The 25,790-nt window shown below is 58.0% G+C and carries 25 protein-coding genes; 7 read left to right on the forward strand and 18 right to left on the reverse strand.

Annotated elements, in window-relative coordinates:
• Window positions 1-45: 45 nt before the first annotated feature.
• Window positions 46-390, forward strand: a complete 345-nt coding sequence (locus BLU75_RS26515; RefSeq protein WP_084381896.1) for a helix-turn-helix domain-containing protein — start codon at window positions 46-48, stop codon at window positions 388-390.
• Here BLU75_RS26515 and BLU75_RS26520 read toward each other — a convergent pair whose 3' ends face one another.
• The 3 genes from BLU75_RS26520 to BLU75_RS28055 all read right to left on the reverse strand — a co-directional run bounded on the left by BLU75_RS26520 (window position 391) and on the right by BLU75_RS28055 (window position 2,426).
• Window positions 391-705 carry a hypothetical protein gene (locus BLU75_RS26520; RefSeq protein WP_090221598.1) on the reverse strand — a complete coding sequence of 105 codons (315 nt, stop codon included), beginning with the start codon at window positions 703-705 and terminating at the stop codon, window positions 391-393. It abuts the gene before it with no gap.
• Between the two features lie 393 nt (window positions 706-1,098).
• Window positions 1,099-2,067 (reverse strand): DUF932 domain-containing protein, encoded by a 969-nt coding sequence (locus tag BLU75_RS26530; protein WP_084381894.1) that lies wholly within the window; start codon window positions 2,065-2,067, stop codon window positions 1,099-1,101.
• 86 nt (window positions 2,068-2,153) lie between these two features.
• Complete coding sequence (locus BLU75_RS28055) at window positions 2,154-2,426, reverse strand: hypothetical protein (RefSeq protein WP_231982597.1); 273 nt, start codon at window positions 2,424-2,426, stop codon at window positions 2,154-2,156.
• A gap of 647 nt (window positions 2,427-3,073) precedes the next feature.
• Between BLU75_RS28055 and BLU75_RS26545 the strand changes: the two genes are divergently transcribed.
• Both BLU75_RS26545 and BLU75_RS26550 read left to right on the forward strand, forming a co-directional pair.
• Entirely contained in the window at window positions 3,074-3,250 is a 177-nt protein-coding gene (locus tag BLU75_RS26545; RefSeq protein ID WP_231982598.1) for a helix-turn-helix transcriptional regulator, read from the forward strand.
• Between the two features lie 437 nt (window positions 3,251-3,687).
• The gene (locus BLU75_RS26550) at window positions 3,688-4,758 is read left to right on the forward strand and encodes a YagK/YfjJ domain-containing protein (RefSeq protein WP_084381891.1); all 1,071 of its coding nucleotides are present in this window, start codon (window positions 3,688-3,690) and stop codon (window positions 4,756-4,758) included.
• Window positions 4,759-4,839: 81 nt separating this feature from the next.
• On the opposite strand, the gene BLU75_RS26555 is transcribed toward BLU75_RS26550, so the two are convergent.
• The 12 genes from BLU75_RS26555 to exaC form a co-directional block, all read right to left on the reverse strand.
• Entirely contained in the window at window positions 4,840-5,559 is a 720-nt protein-coding gene (locus tag BLU75_RS26555; RefSeq protein WP_084381899.1) for a hypothetical protein, read from the reverse strand.
• Between the two features lie 112 nt (window positions 5,560-5,671).
• The gene (locus tag BLU75_RS26560) at window positions 5,672-6,886 is read right to left on the reverse strand and encodes a tyrosine-type recombinase/integrase (RefSeq protein WP_084381898.1); all 1,215 of its coding nucleotides are present in this window, start codon (window positions 6,884-6,886) and stop codon (window positions 5,672-5,674) included.
• Window positions 6,887-7,256: 370 nt separating this feature from the next.
• Entirely contained in the window at window positions 7,257-8,033 is a 777-nt protein-coding gene (locus BLU75_RS26565; protein WP_084381890.1) for a LexA family transcriptional regulator, read from the reverse strand.
• Window positions 8,034-8,258: 225 nt separating this feature from the next.
• Entirely contained in the window at window positions 8,259-8,786 is a 528-nt protein-coding gene (ppa, locus tag BLU75_RS26570) for an inorganic diphosphatase (protein ID WP_084381889.1), read from the reverse strand.
• A 110-nt stretch (window positions 8,787-8,896) separates the two neighbouring features.
• Complete coding sequence (locus BLU75_RS26575; RefSeq protein ID WP_084381888.1) at window positions 8,897-9,709, reverse strand: M90 family metallopeptidase; 813 nt, start codon at window positions 9,707-9,709, stop codon at window positions 8,897-8,899.
• A gap of 6 nt (window positions 9,710-9,715) precedes the next feature.
• Window positions 9,716-10,375, reverse strand: a complete 660-nt coding sequence (locus BLU75_RS26580; protein WP_084381887.1) for a DedA family protein — start codon at window positions 10,373-10,375, stop codon at window positions 9,716-9,718.
• A 339-nt stretch (window positions 10,376-10,714) separates the two neighbouring features.
• Window positions 10,715-11,173: a GNAT family N-acetyltransferase gene (locus BLU75_RS26585; RefSeq protein ID WP_084381886.1), complete on the reverse strand. Its 459-nt coding sequence runs from the start codon at window positions 11,171-11,173 to the stop codon at window positions 10,715-10,717.
• Window positions 11,174-11,278: 105 nt separating this feature from the next.
• The gene (gene eutC / locus BLU75_RS26590) at window positions 11,279-12,124 is read right to left on the reverse strand and encodes an ethanolamine ammonia-lyase subunit EutC (protein ID WP_084381885.1); all 846 of its coding nucleotides are present in this window, start codon (window positions 12,122-12,124) and stop codon (window positions 11,279-11,281) included.
• On the reverse strand, window positions 12,121-13,515 hold the full coding sequence (locus BLU75_RS26595) for an ethanolamine ammonia-lyase subunit EutB (RefSeq protein ID WP_084381884.1): 1,395 nt from the start codon (window positions 13,513-13,515) through the stop codon (window positions 12,121-12,123). The genes eutC and BLU75_RS26595 overlap by 4 nt, the downstream gene beginning before the upstream one ends.
• Before the next feature lie 52 nt (window positions 13,516-13,567).
• A complete protein-coding gene (gene eat, locus BLU75_RS26600) occupies window positions 13,568-15,001 on the reverse strand; it encodes an ethanolamine permease (RefSeq protein ID WP_084381883.1) in 1,434 nt (477 codons plus the stop codon).
• A gap of 113 nt (window positions 15,002-15,114) precedes the next feature.
• Window positions 15,115-16,032, reverse strand: coding sequence for an IS110 family transposase (locus tag BLU75_RS26605; protein ID WP_084381955.1), 918 nt, complete (start codon window positions 16,030-16,032; stop codon window positions 15,115-15,117).
• Window positions 16,033-16,364: 332 nt separating this feature from the next.
• Complete coding sequence (gene exaC / locus BLU75_RS26610) at window positions 16,365-17,885, reverse strand: acetaldehyde dehydrogenase ExaC (RefSeq protein ID WP_084376506.1); 1,521 nt, start codon at window positions 17,883-17,885, stop codon at window positions 16,365-16,367.
• 290 nt (window positions 17,886-18,175) lie between these two features.
• On the opposite strand from exaC, the gene BLU75_RS26615 reads away from it, so the two are divergent.
• The 4 genes from BLU75_RS26615 (at window position 18,176) to BLU75_RS26630 (ending at window position 22,410) form a co-directional block, all read left to right on the forward strand.
• The gene (locus BLU75_RS26615) at window positions 18,176-20,086 is read left to right on the forward strand and encodes a sigma-54-dependent Fis family transcriptional regulator (protein ID WP_084376505.1); all 1,911 of its coding nucleotides are present in this window, start codon (window positions 18,176-18,178) and stop codon (window positions 20,084-20,086) included.
• A 71-nt stretch (window positions 20,087-20,157) separates the two neighbouring features.
• On the forward strand, window positions 20,158-21,507 hold the full coding sequence (gene mpl / locus BLU75_RS26620; protein WP_084376504.1) for a UDP-N-acetylmuramate:L-alanyl-gamma-D-glutamyl-meso-diaminopimelate ligase: 1,350 nt from the start codon (window positions 20,158-20,160) through the stop codon (window positions 21,505-21,507).
• Entirely contained in the window at window positions 21,504-22,133 is a 630-nt protein-coding gene (gene ubiX / locus BLU75_RS26625; protein ID WP_084376503.1) for a flavin prenyltransferase UbiX, read from the forward strand. The genes mpl and ubiX overlap by 4 nt, the downstream gene beginning before the upstream one ends.
• The gene (locus BLU75_RS26630; protein ID WP_084376502.1) at window positions 22,126-22,410 is read left to right on the forward strand and encodes a YceK/YidQ family lipoprotein; all 285 of its coding nucleotides are present in this window, start codon (window positions 22,126-22,128) and stop codon (window positions 22,408-22,410) included. The genes ubiX and BLU75_RS26630 overlap by 8 nt, the downstream gene beginning before the upstream one ends.
• Before the next feature lie 77 nt (window positions 22,411-22,487).
• On the opposite strand, the gene BLU75_RS26635 is transcribed toward BLU75_RS26630, so the two are convergent.
• The 3 genes from BLU75_RS26635 to BLU75_RS26645 form a co-directional block, all read right to left on the reverse strand.
• Complete coding sequence (locus BLU75_RS26635) at window positions 22,488-23,129, reverse strand: oxidoreductase (RefSeq protein ID WP_084376501.1); 642 nt, start codon at window positions 23,127-23,129, stop codon at window positions 22,488-22,490.
• Window positions 23,130-23,159: 30 nt separating this feature from the next.
• Window positions 23,160-24,878, reverse strand: a complete 1,719-nt coding sequence (locus BLU75_RS26640) for a C13 family peptidase (protein ID WP_090221599.1) — start codon at window positions 24,876-24,878, stop codon at window positions 23,160-23,162.
• 192 nt (window positions 24,879-25,070) lie between these two features.
• Entirely contained in the window at window positions 25,071-25,526 is a 456-nt protein-coding gene (locus BLU75_RS26645; protein ID WP_084376499.1) for a MaoC family dehydratase, read from the reverse strand.
• Window positions 25,527-25,790 lie beyond the last annotated feature (264 nt).

The raw sequence follows: 25,790 nt of genomic DNA on the forward strand, positions 1-25,790 counted from the left end.
CAATGAGGTGATGCCCAACCATCTAGGTTGAGATGGGAGAGCAACGTGGCTGAAATTGATCAGAAGCAATTGGCGGGCACCGTAGGGCGCGCCATATCGAAACAGCGGGTGCGTAGCGGACTAACACAGGAGGCTGTTGCGGAGCGCTTGGGCGTGGGGAACGAGGCGGTTTCTCGTATCGAGCGAGGGGTCGTGATGCCGAATATCACTCGGCTTTTGGAGTTCGCCGACATCTTTGGCTGCGAGGCGGCTGAGCTACTGAGTGAGGTGAGCCCACTCGTTGATGACCAGGCCAGTCGGATCAACCATTTATTGGTGTCCTTGGATCAGTCCGATAGAGAGCTGGTGGTCGAATTGGTCGAGCGTTTAGTCAACCGACTGAAAACGTGATCATGGGGAGATTGCATCGAAGCGGGCGCCACAAGGCAGATACAAACAGGTAAATTCGCCGAACTGATATTTTTGCATATCCTGAATAAACGTGTCACTGGCGCGCAGAGCGGAGGCGGTGTTCGCCACAGCAGCAGTCATGGTTTGCAGAAACCACGCCATCGGCTCCACTGGGTGTGGGTTCTTGGTGGAGGGTTGGGGGGGGCGCCATTCACGGGCGAAGCCATTTAGCACCGTAAAGAGCTGAACGATCGCCTTGGCGTTGTCCTGGCTAAGGACGGCTGAAGACTCACAAATCAAACAGTGTGGGTTCATACGGGATCTCTAATCTGGAGAGTGAATGCAGTGTTGAGCACGCCGCCGTGGGCATCAAACGGTCGCGGGGTTATGCCTGCGAAGTTGTCTCAGGACGATGACCAGTAGAGCGCAAGCCAGCACAACGGCGAACAACAGGGGTGGAAAGCGCAACATCAGGCAGAGGGTCGTTACCACGACGCTGCTACCAGCGAGCAGGCAAATGAACATGAACAGCGTGAGAAAAAATCGAAGTACTGACATGGACGTTTTTCCTGTAATAGGACGTTTAAAGTGTGAGTGACGGAGGGGAGGTATTTGCTGGATTGGATCTCTAGAGATAGCTGTGTTCCGGGTTGCCAGCGGTATCGCTCGCGTTGAGTTTGTGCAGGTTTATGAGCGTTGTTCTTTAGCTTACGCCACGAGTTGCAGCGCAGCATTCAGCGCTTTCTGTTTGATCACCGCCCCTTGGCCAAACCAGGCGGAATCCATTCGATACTCCGAGCTTCGGGCTCGTCGCTCGTGATCCACGTACTCCGTTACCGCGTTCAGCAAACCCCAGGCGGTATCGCGCGCGGACAGTAGATCAGCACCTCGACCTTTTCCTTCGTACAGGCTTTGCACCTTCTCCATTGCTCGTTTGTTGGGCAGTACTTCGGGGATGGGGGCGTGCGCGCTGGTGTCGCACAGTACGTCCATAAAGAAACCTAGGGCCTCTTTGGTCTGAACTCTGCGTTCGGCGAGGATGTGCATCCGATACATGAACTCGTCCCATTGCGAGACGGCGATGCCCAGTTGCTTTTTGACCGTTCGAGGATCAAAGCGCGTGCTGTGCGGCACCTTGATGGCATGAGTGGCGCCGTTGAGAGAAATGCTCAAGGTGTTGTTGCAAACCACCCGCACTGTGGTGGGAGTAGCGGTAGTCGCCAGTGTGCCGTCACAGGAGGTTGCTAGCAGCAGATAGCCATGGACCTGATCATTGCCCTTCAGCGTTGCAGCCTGACCAGTTCTGGCAAGAGCCCAGAACTTGCGTCCACCTTTGAGCACGCCAGCGGTTTCCAGTTCGTAGCCTGAGAACTCCGTCAGGTCTCGGTAAAACTCCAGCACCTCACGGGGTTGCACGACCTGATAACGATTGGAGACCACTGACAACGGTGCTTTGGTGTCTGATCGATACAGCACTTTTTGTTCCGGGAACGTGTGAATGCTGCCCAAGTGACCGGTAGCCTCGGCTTTGAAATGAACCGGACTGTCCTGAATCTGCCAATTCATGCCCGCTTCTTGCTGCCAGACTTCCAGCGGTTGTTTTTCGGTAAGGCGACTGCCCAAGCCGTGCCAAGGAGTAGCACCAACGTAAGCCATTTGTTCAACGAGGTGAGCCATGGGAAAGATTCCTTTGAGTGCATGTCGGCATAAGTGCTGCACAGAGCGCAGCACGATCCGGGTTTAATGTTGAGGAAAGAGGGGATTTATGTAGGCAGGTTGAAGCGATGCCCGCAGACCAAGCAGTGGTTATTAGCCAATACATGGCGATCCAGTTTTTCGCCGAGCTGGGCGCCAATGGCACAACCACCTACACCGCCACCGAGTCCGCCAAGCAGGGCGCCCGAGACTGTACCGATGGTGATGCCGAGCGGTCCGGCAAGCGCGCCGACAGTGGCGCCTATTTGGCTACCCGTGAGTACGGTACTCGCTCCTCGCGCAGCACCGCCTACGGCACCAACACTGGCCCCGATCGTCATGGCTGTTCTGAGGAAAGCAATCTCTTTGGAGTTACAGCGAGGGCACTGAAATGACATGGTTTTGGATTCCACGGTGGATGTTCAGTGTCGTGATATAGGCTTAAAAACCGTTCTAATTTTCGGGGAAGAGCAGGTGTGCACCTTGTGGCGGTGCCAAAAACCGGCAATTTTCTGTAAATGCTATACGGAGTTAGTTCCTGCTGAAAAAGACTCCAGTGCTCGATGTGCAGAGTTAGTTCTTTGCTCGCCTTTGCGGCGCTTTTTGGCTGCATTTTCGGCTGGAGTGGTTCGCTGGGGAAAAACTACCCGGATGCGTTATGGCATACGCACCGGCCCACATTAAGTCATCCACCTGAAAGATCAGAACAGCCCCCATAAAGCTGAGCAGTGCCTGGATGCACGAGAAGCTGCTGAGTGTCCGGGGTAGCTCAAGGCATGTCAGGGGCCCAGAGACCCACGATAAAGGTGACCTATCGTCGTTGCAAGCAGCAGGCCGGTATACGACTTCTACAGCGAAGCACTTGCTCAGCTTGAATCAGAAAATCTATCCCGGGCTCAGGAAAAAAATACTCGTCGCTGCCGACCTTTTTGTTGGATTGAGAGAGATTTAAAGTTCGATCACTCCCAAGCCAACAGCGAGAAGGCAAGTGACAAATTCAACATCTGTTCCCTACCCGAGAATTTTACGTCTCAAGCAGTTGAGCGAACGCATAGGTCTAGGCCGGTCAACGATCTATGACCGCATGGACGCCCAGTCACCAAGGTACGACGCTACGTTTCCAAAACCGATCAAATTGGGGGGCCGCGGCTATCGGCTGGATTGACTCCGAAATCACCACCTGGATTGAGCGGCGAATGTCTGCCAAGGAGGCGCGCTGAGTATTGAGCTGGAGCGTTATTAAGTTGTAGGGCTGAAAAAGCCTTAGCTGTTTTGTGTCGAGATCTCGCACTAACTTCGTATATAAAGTTCTCTCCTGTTTAGATTGAAAGGCCCGTTGTCGGTAGTGCTTTGGTTAGGGCTTTGTCGCGCTATTATTTCTGGTTTATATGTTATTAGTAGTGCATTGATAGTGTTGTTAATGGTGTCGTTAATAGGTAGGTGTTGTCATGTCTTAATGACAACCTATGACTGTTGATGTGCATGAGTATGTGAGTAGGAGGTATGTATAGACAAACGAAGTGGATGGGGTTGTTCAGTAATCAAGTAGGTCGGTAACTTCAATTGATTAACGAGTGTCTGGAGAGATGATGGTGTGCGCTTATGAGTGTTGACACTGAGGAGCGCTATACGGCGCTCGTGAGTAAGTTTGACTTGCACGTGGCAGATGTTGGTCAGGTAGGAGCTGTAGATGGAGGATTGATCTGTATATTGAAAGAGGCTTCTTTCTGTGTAGGAAGGCTAGTAAAGTCGCAAGGAGACGCATTCAGACTAACTGCAACAGATGAGTACGGTTACGCAGGGCTTGAAAGCTGCACTGCAGGTAAATTGTTGATCAAGTTGGTAAGGCTACACATGCCAGATGATAACCGGTTCAACGCCCTTTATACGCTTGAGCCATATCTGGAGATGGCGATGGGTAAGGTTAAGGAGTTCGGTCTGTACCAGCTCTGCACGTCCTGGAGCGCTACAGGGCCGGTGAGTGAAGTTGAAATGCTCATGAAGCATTTAAATGAGTGCGTGAATCAGATTCGTAAGAGTGTCAAGACCAAAGCTTTCCAGGCACGGCTCAACAGCTATCAGCGGTCGAGCAACAAAAACTACAAGGAGCTCACCGGGTACGTTGATGCTTTATTTGAGCGCTACGCCAGGCTGCTGGTGCTGAGGGTTGATCTTTCCTACTCGAAAGAGAACTCCAAAACTACGCAGGCAGTTGCTAAGCAAGATCGAGAGCGTCTGTTCGGAAACGCGAGGTCGAACAAATTGTTTGCCGACATGGTGGGCCACATCTGGAAGCTGGAGCACGGGCCGGAGAAGGGCTTCCATTACCACATGATGTTTTTCTTTGATGGATCCAAGGTTCGAGAAGACGTGACCCTGGCTAGGCGGGTGGGTGAGTATTGGGCGGATGTAGTCACGAAAGGGCGTGGTCTGTATTTCAACTGCAATGCGAACAAGCACGCCTACAAGACCTGTGGGGTCGGAATGATCGACCATACTCAGTCCGCGTTACGTGAGGCTTTGCGAGGCGCGGTGATCTACCTCACGAAAACGGACCTTTACATGAAGCTGCAAACTCAAGGCCGGGGTATGGGCAAAGGGTTAAGCCCTAGCCCCAAAGGCACCCGTGGTAGGCCAAGGGCTATTTCGCCGCCAAGGGAGGGCAAGGCCTAGGGGCATCACAGCAGTAGGCCCTTAGAGGCGCTGAGGGGCAAATAGTCGATGACGAAAACTCAATAGTGTAAAGTCTAAAGTTCATCGTATTTTAACGCGCTTACTATTTTCCCAAGCCTGCTTAACGAGTTCGTCCTCACGTAGCCATACGGTCAGCCATTTCTCAATATTTGAGATCTGTAAAGTAGGGATTTTATTTTTTTCAATAAACTCTGCCAAGGGATCTTCAAGGTCGGAAACGGCTTTAACCTTGGTTGGCCACCCGTCCTCAGGTCGCCTATCCTTTAGTAGTCTTGCTGCCTCCTCTTTTACCAGCAGGGTAGATTTGTTTCGTCCTTGAGCATTTATAGAGTTCTGGTTTGAGCGATCATCTACTTTCATTGCATTGAGGATGGCTGCAGATTTTTCTATGATCTCGCCGACCATCACACTGGCATAGTTGGTGAAAGCCCATGCCCGGGCACGGTTTTTTTGTGCCTCAGCGTCGCTCCCCAGTTCGAGGTACAGGCAGGCATATCTCACGTGATGTAGCAGTGTTTTGATTGCTTCACCCAGTTCTATGTCTTCGTTTTCCCATCGAGTCTCTAGTTCGGCTTGTAGTGCTGGATTGCCTGTGACTGCGCGGATGCCCTCTAGTAGTTGAATATAGTGATCGAGGTCAAGTAACGAATCAAAAAAGTGATCTCGAAGCAGGCTGTGGTTTCTAGCAATTGCTTCAACAACTGTAGTGTTGCCTATGCTTTCATTCATACTTGCTGTGATTTGATGTGGTGGAAATAGTGGCTGAGTTGCTTTGGTCATTGTGCAGTCCTTTGCGATGCTCATTGATACAGTGTCGAGGAATTCGTTAGTTTTTGTGGTTTTGGAGAGCAACATACTACTTTTACAAGTGATAGCGGGGGGCGAATCACGCTCAGGGTTTGGAGGCTTTTATGGCAGTGTTTAAAAAGTCACTCCAGTCGCTCATCAGGGCGCGACGCTTATCCAGAAAATCCGAGCGCGAGTAGGCTCCTTCGGTTTGGTCACGTTCATCATGCGCAAGCGCCATCTCACATACCTCGCGTGGGTAATTGGTGCATTCCCCAGCCCAGTCTCGAAATGAGGAACGAAAGCCATGACGTGTGATGTGTTCATACCCCATGCTGTGTAGGAGTGTTCGTACCGCATTGGCGTGCATTACACCTGTCTTACCTTGACCAGGGAATAGAAAGGCGCTTCCTTCATTTCTCGGAATGCTCCTCACCAGCTTCACGACTTCTTCGGGAAGCGGAATCACGAAAGCTATTCGCATCTTCATTCGCTCATCTGGGAGTGACCAAGTACCGGCCGCTAGATCAAACTCATCCCAACGAGCGAATCTAACCATGTGGGCGCGTGCGCTCGTCATGATCAGCAGTTGAGCGGCCTGAGATGGAGGTGTCGAGTTTGCCCTGAGTTTTATCATTAGCTCAGGCACTTCCTGCCAGCGCAAGGCTTCAAAGTGCTCACGCTTTCGAGCCTTCCTCTTTTCAGAGCGGCTCAGCAGGTTGTCTAAGTGCCCACGCCAGCGAGCAGGATTCTCACCTTGTCGCAGGTTGCGTGACTTGGCCGCATCTAAAACTTGCTCAATCTGGCCGCGCACCTCGTCAGCGGTTCTGGTCTTGGTAGCCCAGATGGGCTGCAACACCTTAAGCACTTCGGGAGTGCCGATGTCTTCTGCTGACAGCTTGCCTATGTGATCAAACGCATACAGCTCCAACTTTCGCAGCCACCCTTTGCGCCACTTCTCCGACCAAGCCGTGCCGTGAGCATCGCAGTATTCGGTTGCGAGCGTTTCGAACTTCAGTTGCTTGGCTTCACTTGCACGCTGTGCTTCCCGTTGGGTCGCTCGCTCTACGTCTCTGGCAGCCAAGGGATCGATGCCATCACTCAGTTGGCTGCGTTTAGCACTGGCATCTTGCCTGGCCTTCTTGAGACTCACCTCAGGGAATGAGCCCAGCCCCATCTCTCTACGACGGCCCGCCAGTTGGAAGCGAAGCAGCCAGGATTTACGCCCGGTAGGTTTGACGACCAAGCGAAGCCCATCACCATCTTCATAGGTGCCGGGTTCGGTCAGGTTTTCGACTTGTTTCGGATTCAGCTTACCCATCGGTTTTCCCCTGTCGTCCCTTTTGTCCCCCCAACTGTCCCCCCACTTCATTGTCGGATGAGGTCAAATGGCGTTGAACACCATCGGACAGGGGGATGCCTGAAAGCCCCGGAATAGCTAAGCTATCAGGAAGATTCTTGGATGGGATAGGATTATTTCGGACAATTAAAAAGCCGGCTTGTGGCCGGCTTCTCGGGGACGGGTTCAGCTTATTTTTGGTAAGCCTCGCCAGCCTTCAATCGTTCACCCAGGCTTTCACCCGGCTGAGTAGTAGGGGCATCGGCGGGAACTCCTCCGCGTCGCCGGGCAGGGTGGATCGGCTTTATGCCAACCCCTGCCAAATGTGCGGCGCATGATAACCACATTCACCTCAGTTTCCCACCTCCGGATCCGATTTAGAGCCGTTCCAGCCCAATAAATGCTCATCCAGCGGAACGGGTGGGCGGCGGTTGTTGAGGGTGGACCACCAGAATACCCAGCCGATGACTTTGAGGTTCTGCTCAAAACGTTGCTCGTAAGTCAGGAATTCGTCGGGGTGTTCGCTGTTGTTGTGGCTGCGCAGACGCAAGCCGCCGCCGGGGCGGTTGTAGAGGTATTTGATGCGCAGCATGCCGTCGTGTTCGAGGGCGTAGATTTCGCCGTCGATGATTCGCGTGCGGCCGCGGTCGATGGCCAGGGTGGCGCCGTCCTGGATGATATCGATCATGCTGTTGCCGAGCATGTAGGCGCCGAGGGCGCGTTCCGGGCTGACGTTGAGGGTCTCCAAGGTTTGCAGTGAGAGACGGATGCTCTCTTGAGGGGTGAAGGCAGTATGGAGCGGGATCTTTACGTCGATGTTTTCCGGGCCTGAGGCCGGACCGGTCAGGTAGTTGCCGTTATCTTCACGGGTGTTGGCGGTCGAACCTCCAGCCTCGGCGTTTTCCAGCTGGAAGTTGACGGGTGGATGTTTGGGGCCTTCGCCCGTGCGCAGCCAGCGGCTGGTGACGCACAACAGTTCTGCGATTTCATTGAGTCGGGCCATGGGCACGCCGCGCTTGAACCAATTGTTCACGTGCTGGGGCGTGACGTTGCGGTTCTTGGCGAAGTCGGACGCGGAAAGATTAACTTCCCGAAGTAATATTCTTAAACGATCACCTGATGTATTCATAAAAGCAGAGTTTACTGACCGGGAAAATAGAACAAATAAACGAAGCGTTGAGGGGGTGTATGTAGGTGTTTCCTTATTGAGGGCCAAGCCCCGGTGATCTTTTCCTTAGTTAAACGGAGTCGAGCGCTTTGTTTAATTGGTGAACTAAATGTTTAAATTTTTCCCACAAAAAAAGCCCCGGGTGAGCGGGGCTTTTTGGATTGCCGGTGCAACGGGAAGCGGGTATCAGCCTTTGTAGGCGGCTACCGACTTCATGATCTCGGCGCGGGCTGCGTCTGCGTCGCCCCAACCATCGATCTTCACCCATTTGCCTTTTTCGAGGTCTTTGTAGTTCTCGAAGAAGTGCTTGATCTGTTCCAGCAACAGTGGAGGCAGGTCGGTGTATTCCTTCACGTCGACATACAGTTGGGACAACTTGTCGTGTGGGACTGCGATAACTTTGGCATCGCCGCCGCCGTCGTCGGTCATGTTCAGGATCCCGACCGGGCGAGCACGGATAACCGAGCCTGGGGTGACTGGGTAAGGCGTCACTACCAGCACATCGAGGGGATCACCGTCGTCAGCCAGGGTGTTAGGAATGAAACCGTAGTTGGCAGGGTAGAACATCGGGGTGGCCATGAAACGGTCAACGAACAGGCAGTCGCTGTCTTTGTCGATCTCATATTTGATCGGCGCGTGGTTGGCCGGAATCTCGATGGCGACGTAGATGTCGTTCGGCAGGTCTTTGCCAGCCGGAATCTTGCTGTAGCTCATTGGGCGTTGCCCCCGTAATTGGCCAGGAATCTGGCCGGATTGGCCTAAAAGTGGCGGCGATTATAGGCATATTCCTGCGCCGATGCCACGCGCCAGACGTCGTACGGTCGTTAGCCTTCAGTCTGATAGCGCGGGTCGTGGGCCTGCAGTTGGGTGAGGCGCGTGAGCGGATCCTGGCGGTAAAAGAGGCTCAGTTGCTCGTACACCTGTGGATAACTGGCGGACAGCAAATCCGGGGCGCTGAAAAAGTATTCACTGGTGACGGCAAAGAACTCGGCGGGGTTTTCCGCCGCGTAGGAATCGATGGCTGTTGCGGCATCGGGGTTGTGGTCGAGCTGACGGTTGAGGTCATCGAAGGCGCTCTGCATCACGCGGGCCCAGGCTTTTACATCCATGTCGCCATGCAGCGGTGGCAGGCCATTGGCGTCGCCGTTGAGCATGTCGAGTTTGTGCGCCAGTTCATGGATCACCAAGTTGTAGCCTTCCCAGTTCCCGCTCGCCAGTACACCAGGCCAGGCGAGGATGACCGGGCCTTGTTGCCAGGCCTCGCCACTGTGTTCACCGTCCCATTCATGCTCCACGCCGCTGGCATCGCGATGACGTTGGGGGCTGAGGAAATCGTCGGGGTACAGGACGATCTCGTGGAAGCCCTGGTACCACTCCAGGTCACCGAGGTTCATCAGCGGCAGTTGCGCCTGGGCGGCGAGCAACAGGCGTTGCTCCTGGTGCAGTTCTACGCCGGGCAGTGCGGTAAGGTGTTTTTCGGCGAGGAACAGCACGCAGGCTTCACGCAGCCACTGATCCTGCTCGACGCTGATGCCATCGAGAAAGCTCAGGTGGCGGCGCACCCGTTGCCAGGTCTCATCGGCAACCGGGTGCCTGGCCAGGATACGCCGGCGGCGCCAGGCGCTGAGGGACCACATCGCCGGTCAGTGCGGCTTGGCTTCGGACGAGGTACGGGTTGCCATGCGGCTGCGGAGCACGCCAATGATCATCGGGACCAGCGACAGCAGGATGATGAACACCACCAGCAACGATAGGTTCTTCTTGATAAATGGCACGTTGCCGAAGAAGTAACCGAGGGTGACGAGGCCGCCCACCCAGAGGATGGTGCCCAGCACGCTGAAGCCAAAGAAGCGCGGATAGGGCATTTTCGCAACGCCGGCGACGAACGGCGCGAAGGTCCGCAGGATCGGCAGGAAGCGCGCCAGGGTCACGGTCTTGCCGCCATGCTTGTCGTAGAACTCGTGAGTTTTCTGCAGGTAGTCGCGGCGGAAGATTTTTGAGTTCGGGTTACTGAACAAGCGTTCGCCGACGGTGCGCCCGATCACGTAGTTGGTACTGTCGCCAAGGATCGCCGCGAGCATCAGCAGAGCGCCCAGCAGCACCGGGTCCATGCCGCCGCCAGCCGCCACGGCGCCGGCGATGAACAGCAGCGAGTCACCCGGCAGGAATGGCATGACCACCAAACCGGTTTCGCAAAAAATCACCAGAAACAGAATGGCGTAGATCCACGGACCGTAGTTGGTTACCAGCAGGTCGAGGTAAACATCGAGATGCAGGATAAGGTCGAGCGGGTTGAAATCCATGGGTGGCACCTGTGTGAGCGGCCTGACTCAGCGGGCCTGTGCGGAAGCTGCGGGCAATAAGGCTACATGGGTATGCCGTATTTCTTACAACCCTGAAAGGCCGGCATTATACGGATTGATTCTCGCAGTGCGTGGCGGTTTTGTAGCGGGGAATGTCGTTCGCTCGTCGCGGGAACGGCTTCCGGTAGAGGCCGTCTTGAGTCACACCCAGCCAGCGCCGCTGCAAACGCCCGGCGCGCCCGGAGCGTTGTCGTACCCTTGCGAGGCGACACAGACCTGGCGCAGCCTCGCTGACATTCTATAACGGCTCCGTGGAGCGCCACCCGCGACTGACGCGGATCAGTCCTCGCTGATCGGCAGCGTGTAGTTCTTGAACTCGGTATCTTCGCGAAATCCCATGGATTCATAGGTCTTTTGCGCCACGTCGTTGTCACTGCTGGTGGACACCCGCAGGCGTACGGCGTGGGTTTCCTTGGCCATTTTCTTCGCGGCGCGCATCAGGTGGTCCGCCACCAGTTGGCGGCGGGCGTCTTCGGCGACGTAGATGTCATTAAGGATCCACACCCGTTTCAACGACAGCGAGGAAAAACTCGGGTAGAGCTGGCAAAAGCCGAGCAGTTTGCTGTCATCATCGTCCGGCAGCGCCAGGTAGATCACCGATTCCTTGCGGCGCAGGCGCTTTTCCAGAAAACCCCGGGACGAATCCGGGAACGGCAGCGCACCGTAGAACTCGCGGTATTTGACGAATAATGGCGTCAACAGATCCAGGTGTTCCAGAGTCGCTTGAGTAATCCGCATGCAAGGCCTCAACTTCTATAGGAATACGACGGCAAACGGTCCATTACTCGGGCGGCCGTTACCCGATGCTGCCTAAAGCGACAAAAAAGCGCAATCGTGCCGGGATCAGTCCGACGCTGGGCCAAGTAGGAAATTGCCCTTCATCAAATCCGGGTCATCTGATTCGAGCGTCTGAACCTGCGCTTCATCCTTGAGGTTGACCCCTGACAGCTGCCGCCGACAGGCCTCGCGCATCAAATACAGCAAACGGTGCGCGGCCATGCCGTAGCTCAAGCCCTCCAGGCGCACATTGGAAATGCAGTTGCGGTAGGCATCGGTCAAGCCGACCTTGGGGTTGTAAGTGAAATACAGCCCCAGGCTGTCCGGCGAACTGAGGCCCGGACGCTCGCCGATCAGGATCACCACCATTTTCGCCCCCAGCAACTGGCCGACTTCATCGGCCACCGCCACGCGGCCTTGTTCTACCAGGATCACCGGCGACAGTGACCAACCTTCAGCGTGGGTATGTTCTTCCAGGCGTGTCAGGAACGGTACGGTGTGCTTATGCACGGCCAGCGCCGATAAACCATCGGCCACCACCACCGCCAGGTCCACGCCGCCGGGGTTGGCCTTGGCGTAATCGCGCAAGGTTTGGGCCGATTCATCGCTCAGGCGTCGCCCCAGGTCAGGGCGTTGCAAGTAACTGTGGCGATCGCTGGCGGCACTGTGCAGCAACAGACTGTCGCGGCCGCGCGCGGCCATTTGGCTGCTCAAGCCTGCGTGATCGAAAGGCAGGTGCACGGCGTCCCTGGCTTGGGCGTGGGCGAACTGAAAGTCCAACTGCGCGCCCGTCGGAATGCTCGTACCGGTGCGGCCCAGGGCAATCCGCGCCGGGGTCAGGCGTCGCAGTTCCAACCACGGGTTATCGCTGCTGTTTTCAGGCGTGTCGATCTGCATTGGAGGCTCCTTCATCCCAATTGCGCCAAGGCTTGACGGAAGGCCGGTGGCAGGTTGTTGCCAAACCGCACCTTGCCGTCGGTCTGCGTGAAGATGCCCATATTCGCCAGCCACTGTTCAAATTCCGGGGCCGGTTTCAAACCCAGTGTTTGCCGGGCGTAAAGCGCGTCGTGGAACGAGGTGGTTTGGTAGTTGAGCATGATGTCGTCGGAGCCGGGGATGCCCATGATGAAGTTGATCCCGGCCACGCCCAGCAGGGTCAGCAGGGTGTCCATGTCGTCCTGATCGGCTTCGGCATGGTTGGTGTAGCAGATGTCGCAGCCCATGGGGACGCCCAGCAGCTTGCCGCAGAAGTGATCTTCGAGGCCGGCGCGGATGATCTGCTTGCCGTTGTACAGGTATTCCGGGCCGATAAAGCCGACCACGGTGTTGACCAGGAAGGGCTTGAAGTGTCGCGCCACCGCATAAGCCCGGGTCTCGCAGGTTTGCTGGTCGACGCCAAAGTGTGCGTTGGCCGACAGCGCGCTGCCTTGGCCGGTCTCGAAATACATCAGGTTTTGCCCGAGTGTCCCGCGATTCAGGCTCAAGCCCGCGTCATAACCTTCCTGCAAGAGGTTCAGGTTGATGCCGAAACTGGCGTTGGCCGCCTCGGTGCCGGCAATCGACTGGAACACCAGGTCCAAGGGCACGCCACGGTTGATGGCTTCGATCGAGGTGGTGACGTGGGTCAGCACGCAGGCCTGGGTCGGGATTTCATAGCGCTGGATGATGGCGTCGAGCATTTCCAGCATGGCGCAGATCGAGGCGATGCTGTCGGTAGCCGGGTTGATACCGATCATGGCGTCGCCGTTGCCGTAGAGCAGGCCATCGAGAATGCTTGCCGCGATGCCCGCCGGCTCATCCGTCGGATGGTTGGGCTGCAGGCGCGTAGACAGGCGCCCGCGCAGGCCCAGGGTGCCGCGAAATTGGGTAACCACACGGATCTTCTGCGCCACCAGCACCAAGTCTTGTACGCGCATGATCTTTGACACGGCGGCGGCCATTTCCGGGGTCAGGCCGGGCGCCAGTGCACGCAGGCTGTGTTCGTCGGCCGCGTCACTGAGCAGCCAGTCGCGCAGGCCGCCGACAGTCAGGTGGCTGACCACCGCAAATGCCTGCTTGTCGTGGGTGTCGATGATCAGTCGGGTGACTTCGTCGCTTTCGTAGGGGATCAGCACTTCTTCAAGAAAGTGCTTCAACGGAATATTGGCCAGGGCCATCTGCGCCGCGACGCGTTCGCCATCGTTTTGCGCGGCGACACCTGCGAGGAAGTCTCCGGAGCGGGCGGGGCTGGCCTTGGCCATCACGTCCTTGAGACTGTCAAAACGGTAGGTCAATGCACCGACCGCGTGGGAAAAGCTTGCCATACAGACTCTCCATGACGACGCGGGCATAGGCCCGCGTCGTGGTTGACGGCGTTTAGTGCAAGGCGGCCTCTGCGGCCTGGATTGCCGCGAATTCTTCTTCCGGCGTGCCTGCTACCAAGTGATGCCGACTGTAGAAAGCAAAGTAAGCAATTAATACTCCATAGATGATCGCCGCGCCAATCACTACCCGCGGATCCACCAGAAAGCCCGCCACCACGGCGATGCAGGCCAGCACCAGGGCAAGGCCCGAGGTGAAGATCCCGCCCGGCGTGCGGTATGGACGGTCCATTTTGGGGCGGCGGATGCGCAGGGTGATGTGCGCAGCCATCATCAGCACGTAGGAAATGGTTGCGCCGAACACCGCCACCAGAATCAGCAAGTCACCCTGGCCGGTCAGCGACAGACCAAAACCGATGATGCCGGGGATCACCAGGGCCAGGACCGGCGCCTTGCTCTTATTGGTCTGCGACAGTTTGCGTGGCAGGTAACCGGCGCGGGACAAGGCGAAGATCTGTCGCGAGTAGGCGTAGATAATCGAGAAGAAACTCGCAATCAGCCCAGCCAGGCCGACCAGGTTGACGAAGTTGCCCATCCAGGTCGAGCCGCCGTAGGCCAGGGCCAGGGATTCCACCAGCGGGTTGCCGGACTTGACCAGCGCCAGCGTGCCGGCACCGCCCGGTGCGATCACCAGGATCAGCAGCGCGAAGCTGGTCAGCACCACAATCGCGCCGATCAGCCCGCGTGGCAGGTCGCGTTTCGGGTTCTTGGTTTCCTCGGCTGCCAGCGGCACGCCTTCGACGGCGAGGAAGAACCAGATCGCATAGGGGATCGCGGCCCATATACCGACATAGCCGAACGGCAGGAAACTGCTGGCACCCTTGGCTTCAGTCACTGGAATGTCCAGCAGGTTGGCGACGTTGAAGTGCGGCACCATCGACACTAGAAACACACCCAAGGCAATGGCCGCGACGGCAGTGATGACAAACATCAGCTTCAACGCTTCACCGACGCCGAAGATGTGGATGCCGATAAAGATGATGTAGAACGCCAGGTAGATCATCCAGCCGCCGATGCCGAACAGCGACTCACAATAGGCGCCGATAAACACGGCGATGGCGGCGGGGGCGATGGCGTATTCGATCAAAATCGCGGTGCCGGTGAGAAATCCTCCCCAGGGCCCGAATGCACTGCGGGCAAAGCCGTAGCCGCCGCCCGCGGTAGGAATCATGGAAGACAGTTCGGCCAGGGAAAAGCACATGCATAAATACATGGTGGCCATCAGCAATGTCGCCAGGAACATCCCGCCCCAGCCTCCCTGGGCGAGGCCGAAGTTCCAGCCGGCGTAGTCGCCGGAAATCACATAGGCAACGCCGAGGCCGACTAAAAGTACCCAGCCGGCGGCACCTTTTTTAAGTTCTCGTTGTTGGAAGTATGCAGAATCGACTTTTTCGAAGTCGACGGAAGAGCCGGTCGGTTCGTGTGGCATGAGGGGTTACCTTCTCTTTTTATTGTTTTAACTCGGCGGGTGTATGCCGAATGCACGACGCAATACTGATGACGTTCCACATGTGGGAGCAACTGTCTTCACCATGCCATTCGTCACCGCCACTCAGTGCCATCTCGCAACATGGCATTGAGCCTAATCAGCAGTACACGCATGCAGGCGATGAGCGCGACCTTCGCGCTCTTACCTCGCTCTCGAAGGCCTTCGTAGCGTGCCTTGAAGTCGGGCTGATGGCGGATTACAACCCAGCAGGACATGTACAGAGCCCGTCTGACACGGGCTCTGCCTCCATAGATATGTCGCTTCCCGCTGTGATTACCGCTGTCGTCGTTCAAGGGCGCGATACCTGCCAAGGCCGCAACCTCACGGCGATCAAGCTCACCTAGTTCGGGCAGATAAACCAGCAAACTCGCGGTGGCAACCGTACCGATACCTTTAACAGAGATGAGCCGCTGGGCTTTTTCTGCGTCCAGTTCGTGCATGCTCTGATTGATGGCCTTATCAAGTTGCCTGATTTGCGTTTGCAGGAAGTGAATATGGCCTTTGATCAGCGCAATAACGGCTGGTAGCTGGGCTTGCTGAAGACGGCGCTTATTGTCGTCTCGTTGCTGAACGAAATGCTCGCGCTGCTGAACCAGCTCGCGGAGCGCTTCACGCTCAGGCGAAATAACCTTGCTGCTTGAGGCATTCAGCACTTCAGCAAAGTCTGCTAGAACGGCCGCATCAATAGCGTCAGTCTTCGCATTCTTGCCCATCGCCACGGCAAAGGATCTGGCTCGGCGAGGATTGACCCTGAGCACCTTGAAGTTTGCGCCTTGCAGAGCCGCCATGGCATTACGCTCATAGCCCCCGGTGGCCTCCAGCAAAATCAGACTGACTTCAAACTGACTCAATCGTCGAATCAGCTCAAGAAATCCTTCTGAAGTGTTTGAAACATCGAAACCTTCGCTCTGTGGTTTAACCCAGACGACAAGGTTTGATTTTGAGATGTCGATACCGACCCAGGAAATCATGGCAAAACCCTCTTACACTCAGATGTGAGAGTGCTCTGGCTTTGCCCACGCTTGTGATTTCGAGTGGCTGCTCGTCCAACTGTTCGGGCTTGTAGGCCAGAGTGGAAAGGTGGATGGCAGCTCGGCTCCCACACGTGCTTTGAGCACCGCGGACTTGCAGCTTGCCATCCACCCCTCTCACCCCAGAGTTTATTCCTAGATCAAGACACAAGCGGACTTGCTCGCGATAGCAGTGGGTCAGGCAACTTGGTAGTGACGTCCACACCGCTATCGCGAGCAAGCCCGCTCCCACATTTAATTGCATTTTAAATGTGGGAGTGGGGCGTGCTGGATTAGAAGAAACCCAGCGGATTGATGTCGTAGCTCACCAGCAGGTTCTTGGTCTGCTGATAGTGATCCAACATCATCTTGTGGGTTTCACGGCCAACGCCGGACTTCTTGTAACCACCGAACGCCGCGTGGGCGGGGTACAGGTGATAGCAGTTGGTCCAGACACGCCCGGCCTTGATCGCCCGGCCCATGCGGTAAGCGCGGTTGATGTCGCGGGTCCACAGGCCGGCACCCAGGCCGAATTCGGTGTCGTTGGCAATCGCCAGCGCTTCGGCCTCATCCTTGAACGTGGTGATGCTGACCACCGGGCCAAAGATTTCTTCCTGGAACACCCGCATCTGGTTGGTGCCCTTGAGCAGGGTGGGCTGGATGTAATAGCCGGTGGCCAGATCGCCGCTGAGTTTCTCGACCTTGCCGCCGGTCAACAGCTCGGCGCCTTCGCCCTTGGCGATTTCGAGGTAGGAGAGGATCTTGTCGAACTGCTGTTCGGACGCCTGGGCGCCGACCATGGTGTCGGTGTCCAGCGGATCGCCACGCTTGATCTGCTCGACCTTTTTCATCACCACTTTCATGAAGTCGTCGTAGATCGACTCTTCCACCAACGCGCGCGATGGGCAGGTGCAGACTTCGCCCTGGTTGAAGAACGCCAGCACCAGGCCTTCAGCGGCTTTTTCGATGAACTGCGGTTCGGCCTGCATGATGTCGGCGAAGAAGATGTTTGGCGACTTGCCGCCCAACTCGACGGTCGACGGAATAATGTTCTCAGCCGCCGCGTGCATGATGTGCGAGCCCACGGGCGTGGAGCCGGTGAAGGCAATCTTGGCGATACGCTTGCTGGTGGCCAGCGCTTCGCCGGCTTCCTTGCCGAAACCGTGCACCACGTTCAGCACGCCCGGTGGCAACAGGTCGCCAATCAGTTCCATCAGCACGTTGATACCCAGCGGCGTTTGCTCGGCGGGTTTGAGCACCACGCAGTTGCCGGCGGCCAGGGCCGGCGCGAGTTTCCAGGCGGCCATCAGCAGTGGGAAGTTCCACGGGATGATTTGTCCAACCACGCCCAGCGGCTCGTGGAAGTGATAGGCGGCGGTGTGTTCGTTGATCTCGGCGCTACTGCCTTCCTGGGCGCGGATGCAACCGGCGAAGTAGCGGAAGTGGTCAGCGGCCAGGGGAATGTCGGCGTTGAGGGTTTCGCGTACGGCCTTGCCGTTGTCCCAGGTTTCGGTGATGGCCAGCAGTTCCAGGTTCTGCTCGATGCGATCGGCGATTTTCAGCAGCACCAGCGAACGGTCCTGGGCCGAGGTCTTGCCCCAGGCATCCGCGGCGGCATGCGCGGCGTCCAGCGCCTTGTCGATGTCTTCGGCGGTGGAGCGGGGGAAGTCGGCGATAGGCTTGCCGTTGACCGGCGAGGTGTTGGTGAAGTAGTTGCCTTTGACCGGCGCGACGAATTCGCCACCGATAAAGTTACCGTACTTGGCCTTGAACGAAACGATAGCGCCTTCAGTACCGGGGTGTGCGTAACGCATGGTGGGTATCTCCTGGCTTTTATGTTTATTGGAGTGCAGCGCTGCTGCGCTTGATAAAGCGTAGAGCAAAGGTCGGGCCAGCGCCCTGCAACACAGGTAAATCAAAGGCTTGAACCGTATTGCAGGGGTTGGCTGTGACAGCCCTGATACAGTCGCAGTGACAGTTTGTGCCATAAGCGATACAGCCTGTGACCAGTGGGTCGAGTCGGGATTGCAAAGCGCCTGGGCCTGGAGGATGCTGGGCGTCCCGGTCCGCGGTATGTCTCGCGCAACAGGAGAACAACAAAAACATGCACAACGATCATTTCAGTCGCCATGCCCAGCAAGTGCTGACCGTGACCCGTGGCCAGGATCCGTTGCACGGCCCCGGCAGCGACCCGTCGATTGCCCGCTCCTGGCTGCGTTGCCTGGAGGATTACCACCTCGACCCGGCGCTGAGCATCGCGCCCACGGTGCTGGAGCACGGTCGACTGCTGGAAAGCCGCGAGCGCCTGCAACAGGTGTTGCAGATTGCCGGCACTGAAATGAACAGCCTGCATCAACAGCTTTCCGGGGCCGGTCACGCGGTGCTGTTGACCGACGCGCGCGGGGTGATCCTCAATTGCGTCACCGCCCCCAGCGAGCGCAAGATTTTCGAGCGCGCCGGACTGTGGCTCGGCGCCGACTGGAGCGAAGCCTGCGAAGGCACCAACGGCATCGGCACCTGCCTGGTGGAGCGCCAGGCCCTGACCATTCATCGCGATGAACACTTCCGTGGCCGACATACCGGGCTGACCTGTTCCGCGAGCCCAGTGTTCGATCCGCATGGCGAACTGCTGGCGGTGCTGGACGTATCCTCGGCCCGCGAAGCGGTTTCCCGCCAGAGCCAGTTCCACACCATGGCGTTGGTCAACCTCTCGGCGAAGATGATCGAAAGCTGCTATTTCCTGCGCCACTTCGAACATCACTGGCTGCTGCGTTTTCATCTGCAGGCCGAATCCGTGGGGCTGTTCAGCGAAGGGCTGCTGGCATTCGATGGCGAAGGGCGGATTTGTGCGCTCAATCAAAGCGCGCAAAACCTGCTGGGCCAGCCACGCGGACGTTTGCTCGGGCTGGCGGTGGAAATGTTCTTTGATTGCACGCTCGATGACCTGCTGGGGCGCGCCACTGCGAACCCCAGCGCCAGTTGGCCGCTGCGCACGCGTGACGGGCGCAGCCTGTTTGCGCTATTACGCGGCGAGCAGCGTCGCGTGTCGAGCCCGAGCGTGCCCGCGCCGGCGAAGGTACAGCGGCCACGTTTACCGGGCATCTGCCTGGGTGATACGGCGCTGCAAGAGGATTTTCGCAAAGCCTTGCGGGTGTTTGAGCGCGACGTGCCGCTGTTGATCAACGGTGAAACCGGCTCCGGCAAGGAAGCCTTTGCCAAAGCCGTGCACCACGCCAGCCAGCGTGCCGAGCAGGCGTTCGTTGCCCTGAACTGCGCGGCCATCCCGGAAAGCCTGATCGAGAGTGAGCTGTTCGGCTATCGCGGCGGCAGTTTCACCGGGGCGCGCAAGGAAGGCATGCGCGGCAAGTTGCAACAGGCCGACGGCGGCACGTTGTTCCTCGACGAAATCGGCGACATGCCGCTGGCCTTGCAAACCCGTCTATTAAGGGTGTTGGAAGACCGTCTGGTGGTGCCCATTGGCGGTGAGCCGCAGGCGGTCAACGTCAGGGTGGTCAGCGCGACTCACCGCAATCTGCTGGAACGGGTCCGGGACGGTAGCTTCCGCGAGGATTTGTACTACCGGCTCAATGGTCTGGAAATCGCCTTGCCGCCGTTACGCGAACGCAGCGACAAATCGCAGTTGCTCGACTTTATCCTCGCAGAAGAAGCGGGCGACCAGCCGGTGCAACTCGATCGCGTAGCGCGGCAGGCGTTGCTGGCGTTCAGTTGGCCGGGCAATGTGCGGCAGTTGCGCACGGTGCTGCGTACCTTGGCCGCCTTGTGTGACGAGGGCCAGGTGGGCTTTGAGGATTTACCGGTGATGATTCGCCAGGCCCGTCCGGCACCGGCAGTCATCGATCAGCCCGCGGACTCGCCACTGGACGATGCTGAGCGCCTGGCGCTGCTCAATGCCCTGGAGCAACAACGCTGGCACATGACCCACACCGCGCAACAACTCGGGGTTAGCCGCAATACGTTGTATCGCAAGCTGCGTAAACATGGGATTGCACGTTGAATTCTGTCAGCTAAAGAGTGCGAACTTTCCCACCCTACGCTAACCTGCCTCGATGTTTTACGAGGTCGACTATGCACATTCACATTCTCGGTATTTGCGGCACCTTCATGGGATCGATGGCGGTCCTGGCCAAAGAGCTGGGGCATCATGTCACCGGCTCCGACGCCAATGTTTATCCACCCATGAGCACGCAGTTGCAGGCTCAGGGCATTGAGTTGACCCAGGGCTACGACCCGGCGCAGTTCGAGCCGGTCCCGGATCTGGTGGTGATCGGCAACGCCATGTCGCGCGGCAACCCTGCCGTCGAATACGTGCTGAACAAAGGCTTGCCTTATGTGTCTGGCCCGCAATGGCTGGCGGATCACGTATTGCAGGGGCGCTGGGTGTTGGCGGTCGCCGGCACGCACGGCAAGACCACCACCAGCAGCATGCTGGCCTGGGTGCTGGAGCACGCGGGCATGAGCCCCGGTTTCCTGATCGGCGGTGTGCCGCAGAACTTCTCGGTCTCCGCGCGTCTGGGCGATACGCCGTTCTTCGTGATTGAGGCCGATGAATATGACAGTGCCTTCTTCGACAAGCGCTCCAAATTTGTTCACTACCGTCCACGCACGGCAATCCTGAACAATCTGGAATTCGATCACGCCGACATCTTTCCCGATTTGCCGGCCATCGAGCGGCAGTTTCACCATCTGGTGCGCACCATTCCCAGCGAAGGCCTGGTGATCCATCCGACCACCGAGCCGGCCTTGCAGCGCGTGATTGACATGGGCTGCTGGACGCCCGTGCAAACCACCGGCGCGGGCGGACAATGGCAGGTCAAACTGCTGAGCGAAGACGGCTCGCGGTTTGAAGTGCTGTTTGAAGGCGTCCCCCAGGGCGTGGTGGAGTGGGACATGACCGGCCAGCACAACGTCGCCAATGCCTTGGTAACCCTGGCCGCCGCTCGTCATGTCGGCGTAACGCCGGCCATGGGCATTGCGGGGTTGAGCGCGTTCAAGAGCGTCAAGCGGCGCATGGAAAAAGTCGCTGAAGTGAATGGGATTACCATCTACGACGACTTCGCCCACCACCCGACGGCGATTGCTACCACCCTCGACGGCCTGCGTAAACGCGTCGGCGATGCGCCGGTGATTGCCATCATCGAACCGCGTTCCAACTCCATGAAGCTGGGCGCGCACCGCGACGGCTTACCGGAAAGTGTCAATGATGCGGACCAGGTGGTGTGGTACGCACCGGCCAATCTGGGCTGGGATCTGGCGGCCATCGCCGGGCTCTGCAGCGTGCCGTCGATTGTCAGCGACTCTTTGGAAGGCATCATCGAGCGGGTCAAGAGCCAGGCCCGGCCCGGCACTCACGTGGTAATCATGAGCAACGGCGGTTTCGGCGGCCTGCACGGCAAGCTCGCCGAGGCCCTGCAATGAACGGACCGGAACGCATCACGCTGGCCATGACCGGCGCCTCGGGGGCGCCGTATGGTCTGCGCCTGCTCGACTGCCTGGTGCGCGAAGACCGCGAAGTGCATTTCCTGATTTCCCGGGCCGCGCAATTGGTGATGGCCACCGAAACCGATGTCGCGCTGCCGCCCAAGGTGCAGATGATGCAGGCGTTCCTCACCGAGTACACCGGTGCGGCGGCGGGACAGATCAAGGTCTATGGCAAGGAAGACTGGATGTCGCCGGTGGCTTCCGGTTCCGGGGCGCCGGCGGCAATGGTGGTGGTGCCGTGCTCCACCGGGACGTTGTCGGCCATCGCCACGGGCGCGTGTAACAACCTGATCGAGCGTGCGGCGGATGTGACGTTGAAGGAGCGTCGCCAGTTGATTCTGGTGCCGCGCGAGGCACCGTATTCGAGTATTCACCTGGAGCACATGCTTAAGTTGTCGAATATGGGCGTGACCATTTTGCCGGCATCTCCCGGCTTTTATCACCAGCCGCAGACCATTGATGACCTGGTGGATTTTGTGGTCGCACGGATCCTCAATCTGCTGAATATCCCCCAGGACATGCTGCCGCGTTGGGGCGAGCATCATTTAAGCAGTGATGAATAGAGCATTGCTGGTCGTGCTGGCGCTGCAGCTGTCTGGCTGCGCCAGCGTTCGGACCCTGGATGCTGCGAAACCCGGCGCGCCGGTGGTCTACGCGGGGACGCGCCTGGATCTGTATGCGATGCAGGGTGGCTGTTGTGCCATGGACCGTTTTGGTGCCGAGGCGCCGAGTTATCCAGGCCTCGACCTGCCGGCCAGCGCGTTGCTTGACACTTTACTGTTGCCGCTGTCGGTGTTGACGGTGATAGGCGTTGGCTTCAACGCCACAGGTGGGCTCTAGACAAGATCTTCAGTGCGGCACGCAACAATGTGGGAGGGAGCGGACTTCCTCCCACATTTGCCAGGTCTTTTAGCTGGTTACTTGCCGAGCTTGCGCAACTCATCCGACTCGACAATCCGCACCCCATCCTGCTCTTCCAGCGCCAGGCGCCACATGGCTCGGGCCAGTTCGCAGACTTCAATGCCGTGATACTTGCCCGGAATCAAGCGCGACAACGGTCCCGCCAATCGTTCGGCGAGGCGCGGCTCGAGGCGTTCGCCGAGCAACAGTGATGGGCGGACGATGGTCAATTGTGGCCAGTCCTGAGCTGTCAGGGCCTGCTCCATCTCGCCCTTGACCCGATTGTAGAAGATCGAGGATGTCGGCTCCGCGCCAATCGCGCTGATCACGATCAGATGCCGTGCGCCCATTTCCCGCGCACGCTTGCCGAACGCCACCACCAGGTCCAGGTCGACCGCGCGAAAGGCTTGTTCCGAACCGGCTTTTTTCAGCGTGGTACCCAGGCAGCAGAAGGCGATATCGACCTGGCCGCTCAGTTGCGGCAGGATCACGGCCGGGTCGCCCACAGGGTTTTCCAGGTGCGGGTGTTCCGCCAGCGGCTTGCGACTGGGAGCCAGCACGCGGGTGACAGTCGGTTCGTTGAGCAGGCGGTCCAGCAGATGTTCCCCGGTCAAGCCCGAGGCTCCCGCAAGCAATATATGCTGAGGCGTCAAGTACATGATGTTTCTCCCCCTCGATACAGTGTCAGCTTAGTTGCTCTTGGCATGTTTGTTATTGCTAGAGACGCTTTCCAGCGCCTTTCGTGCCTGCTGTTTGCGTAATAATTGCCAGCGGGCAATGACGCTTTTGGGGGCCCAGATCTGCGGTTCGGAGGCTTCGAAGTTGTCAGCCATTTCGCGCTCGGCCACATGCTGTTGCGCTAACTTGAAGGCGTGCTGCAAATTGTCGGTCTGATTGAAGGCCTGGGCGAACAGCGCGTCGCCAAAGTAGGTGAAGTCGGCTTCTTCAGAGCAGCCGAACGACACACGATCGGCGCGTGAAGCCGTCATGATCAGCGTGTGTTGGTCTTTCAGCGCCGGGATGAAACCACCGGAGTAGCACGCGGAAATCACGATGATCTTGTCGCGGTTCTTGAGCGGTGCCATCACGCTTGCCAGTTCGTCGGCCGGCAAATCGGCCAGCTCCATGCGTGGCTGCTCGAGCACCAGCTCATGCTCGTGGGACCCGTGGCTGGTCATGTAGATGAACACCAGGTCCTCGGGGCCCGTGCGCTCGGCCAGCGTCTGCACCGCACGACGCAAGCTTTCGCGAGTGGCCATCGGGCGCTCGGCGATGTAGTCGCGGTGGTTGACCAGGCGGATCTGGCCGCGGGCACCGAAACGGATATTCAACAGATTGCTGACGTAATCGGCTTCACGCAGAAACACGCTTTGCTTGCCGTCACCGGCCAGTGTCAGGGTGTAGAGCTCCACTGCCGGGGTGGACGCGGGCACGGCGGCGAGTGCGGCGTCCAGCAAACGGCCCTGGGCCAGCACGCCGACTTCCAGCGCGTCGGGCAACAGCTTGCCATCGGCGTCGCGCACGCGCATGCCATTGGCCCAGGTCCCGGCTTGCACGGTGCCGTCGGTAAGGGCCAGAGTGCCCTGGCCGTGATAACTGTCATTGTCAAAACCGCCCACGTAGAAACTGCCGTCGCTGAGGTTCAAGCGACCTTTTCCGCTGAAGCGCCAGTCATTGAACCGGCCGGCATAATGACTGCCGTCGCTGCCGGTCAATTCGCCTTTACCGTTCAAGACACCTTCCTTGAACTCGCCGATCCAGACATCGCCGTCGGCGTTTTCGTAGCGACCCTTGCCGTTAAGCTGGTTCTGCTTGAAGTGGCCGACGTAAATGTCACCCTCGGCGCTGTTGAAGATGCCGCTGCCTTCCAGTTGCCCGTTAACGAAATGACCGCTGAACAGATTGCCGCTGTCGTCGTTGCGCTGGCCTTCGCCATTGGGTTTGCCGTGGGCGAATTGGCCCTGGTATTGGCTGCCGTCGGCCAGCTCCAGGCGGCCGAGACCTGAATACTGGTCATCCTTGAATTCGCCGCGATAGCTCATCTGGCCCTCTTTGAGGGTGCCTTCACCGTTACGCCGGCCTTGCTTGAAACCGCCGACGTAACTGATTGCGGTGGTGGTCAGGCTGCCCTGGCCATCGAACAGGCCATGCTCGAACTGACCTTTATAGACTTCGCCATTGCTGCCATGCCATTCACCCTGGCCGTGCCACTGGCCTTTGTCGAACTGCCCGGCGTACCAGCTGCCGTTGGGGTAGTCGACCCGGCCCTGGCCTTGCAGCAGGCCGTTGACCAGGTCCCCACGATAACGCCCGCCGTCTGGCAGCCGTGCATCGGGCGGCAGCAGGGATTCGCCGTCGCCGCAAGCGGTGAGCAACAAAGCGAGAGCAAGTGGGGCGAGTGAGCGCATAGCGGGATCCGGGTAATTGAGCGCCGAGTATGCTGCAGCGGGGGAAGCTATACCTAGTGGTCTGTGAATGATGGACCCGTAGGCGCGAGCGTGCTCGCGAAAATCGTCAACGATAACGCGGGCATCCAGACAGCACGCGGCGGCATTGGGTTTTACGCGAGCAAGCCGGCTCCTGCGGTGATCGGCTGTGCCTTACACGAAGCAGAGCGACAACGATTCAGCGATGTAGGCTGGCTTCTCCTGCCCTTCGATTTCCAGGGTCGCGGTGGCCTTGAACAGCCATTGGCCGGGTTTTTTCTCGGTGACGTCGGTGAGCGTGACCGCCAGGCGCACATTGGAGTCGACCTTGACCGGCTGGATAAAGCGCACGCTGTCCAAACCATAGTTGACGGCCATTTTAAGACCCTCGGGCATGATCAGCAGGCCTTCCATCAGCTTTGGCATCAGTGACAGCGACAGAAAACCGTGGGCGATGGTGCTGCCGAACGGCGTCTGGGCGGCTTTCACCGGGTCGATATGGATGAACTGATAATCGCCGGTGGCTTCGGCGAACAGGTTGATGCGCTCCTGGTCTATCTTGAACCATTCGGAACGTCCCAGTTCCTTGCCGACATAATCTTTGAGCTGCGCTACAGGTACCGAGGGCATTGCGACTCTCCTTGACTCATCTATTGACTCCCCCTGTAGGAGCAAGCTTGCTCGCGAAAAAAACCAATGTCACCGCGTGCTGTCTGGATGCCCGCGTTATCGTTGACGATTTTCGCGAGCAAGCTCGCTTCTACAAGCGGAAGGTGTTGTTGTTTTAGGTTTGCAGAGAACCACTGTAGATCATCATGGGCAACGGACCCGGTCAACCCTCCATGCTTTTGGCGAATGCCGTTTCATAGCGCGTGCGTGCTTATAATGCTCGCT

Source organism: Pseudomonas mucidolens (genome assembly GCF_900106045.1).
In the GTDB taxonomy this organism is placed as follows: Bacteria; Pseudomonadota; Gammaproteobacteria; order Pseudomonadales; family Pseudomonadaceae; genus Aquipseudomonas; species Aquipseudomonas mucidolens.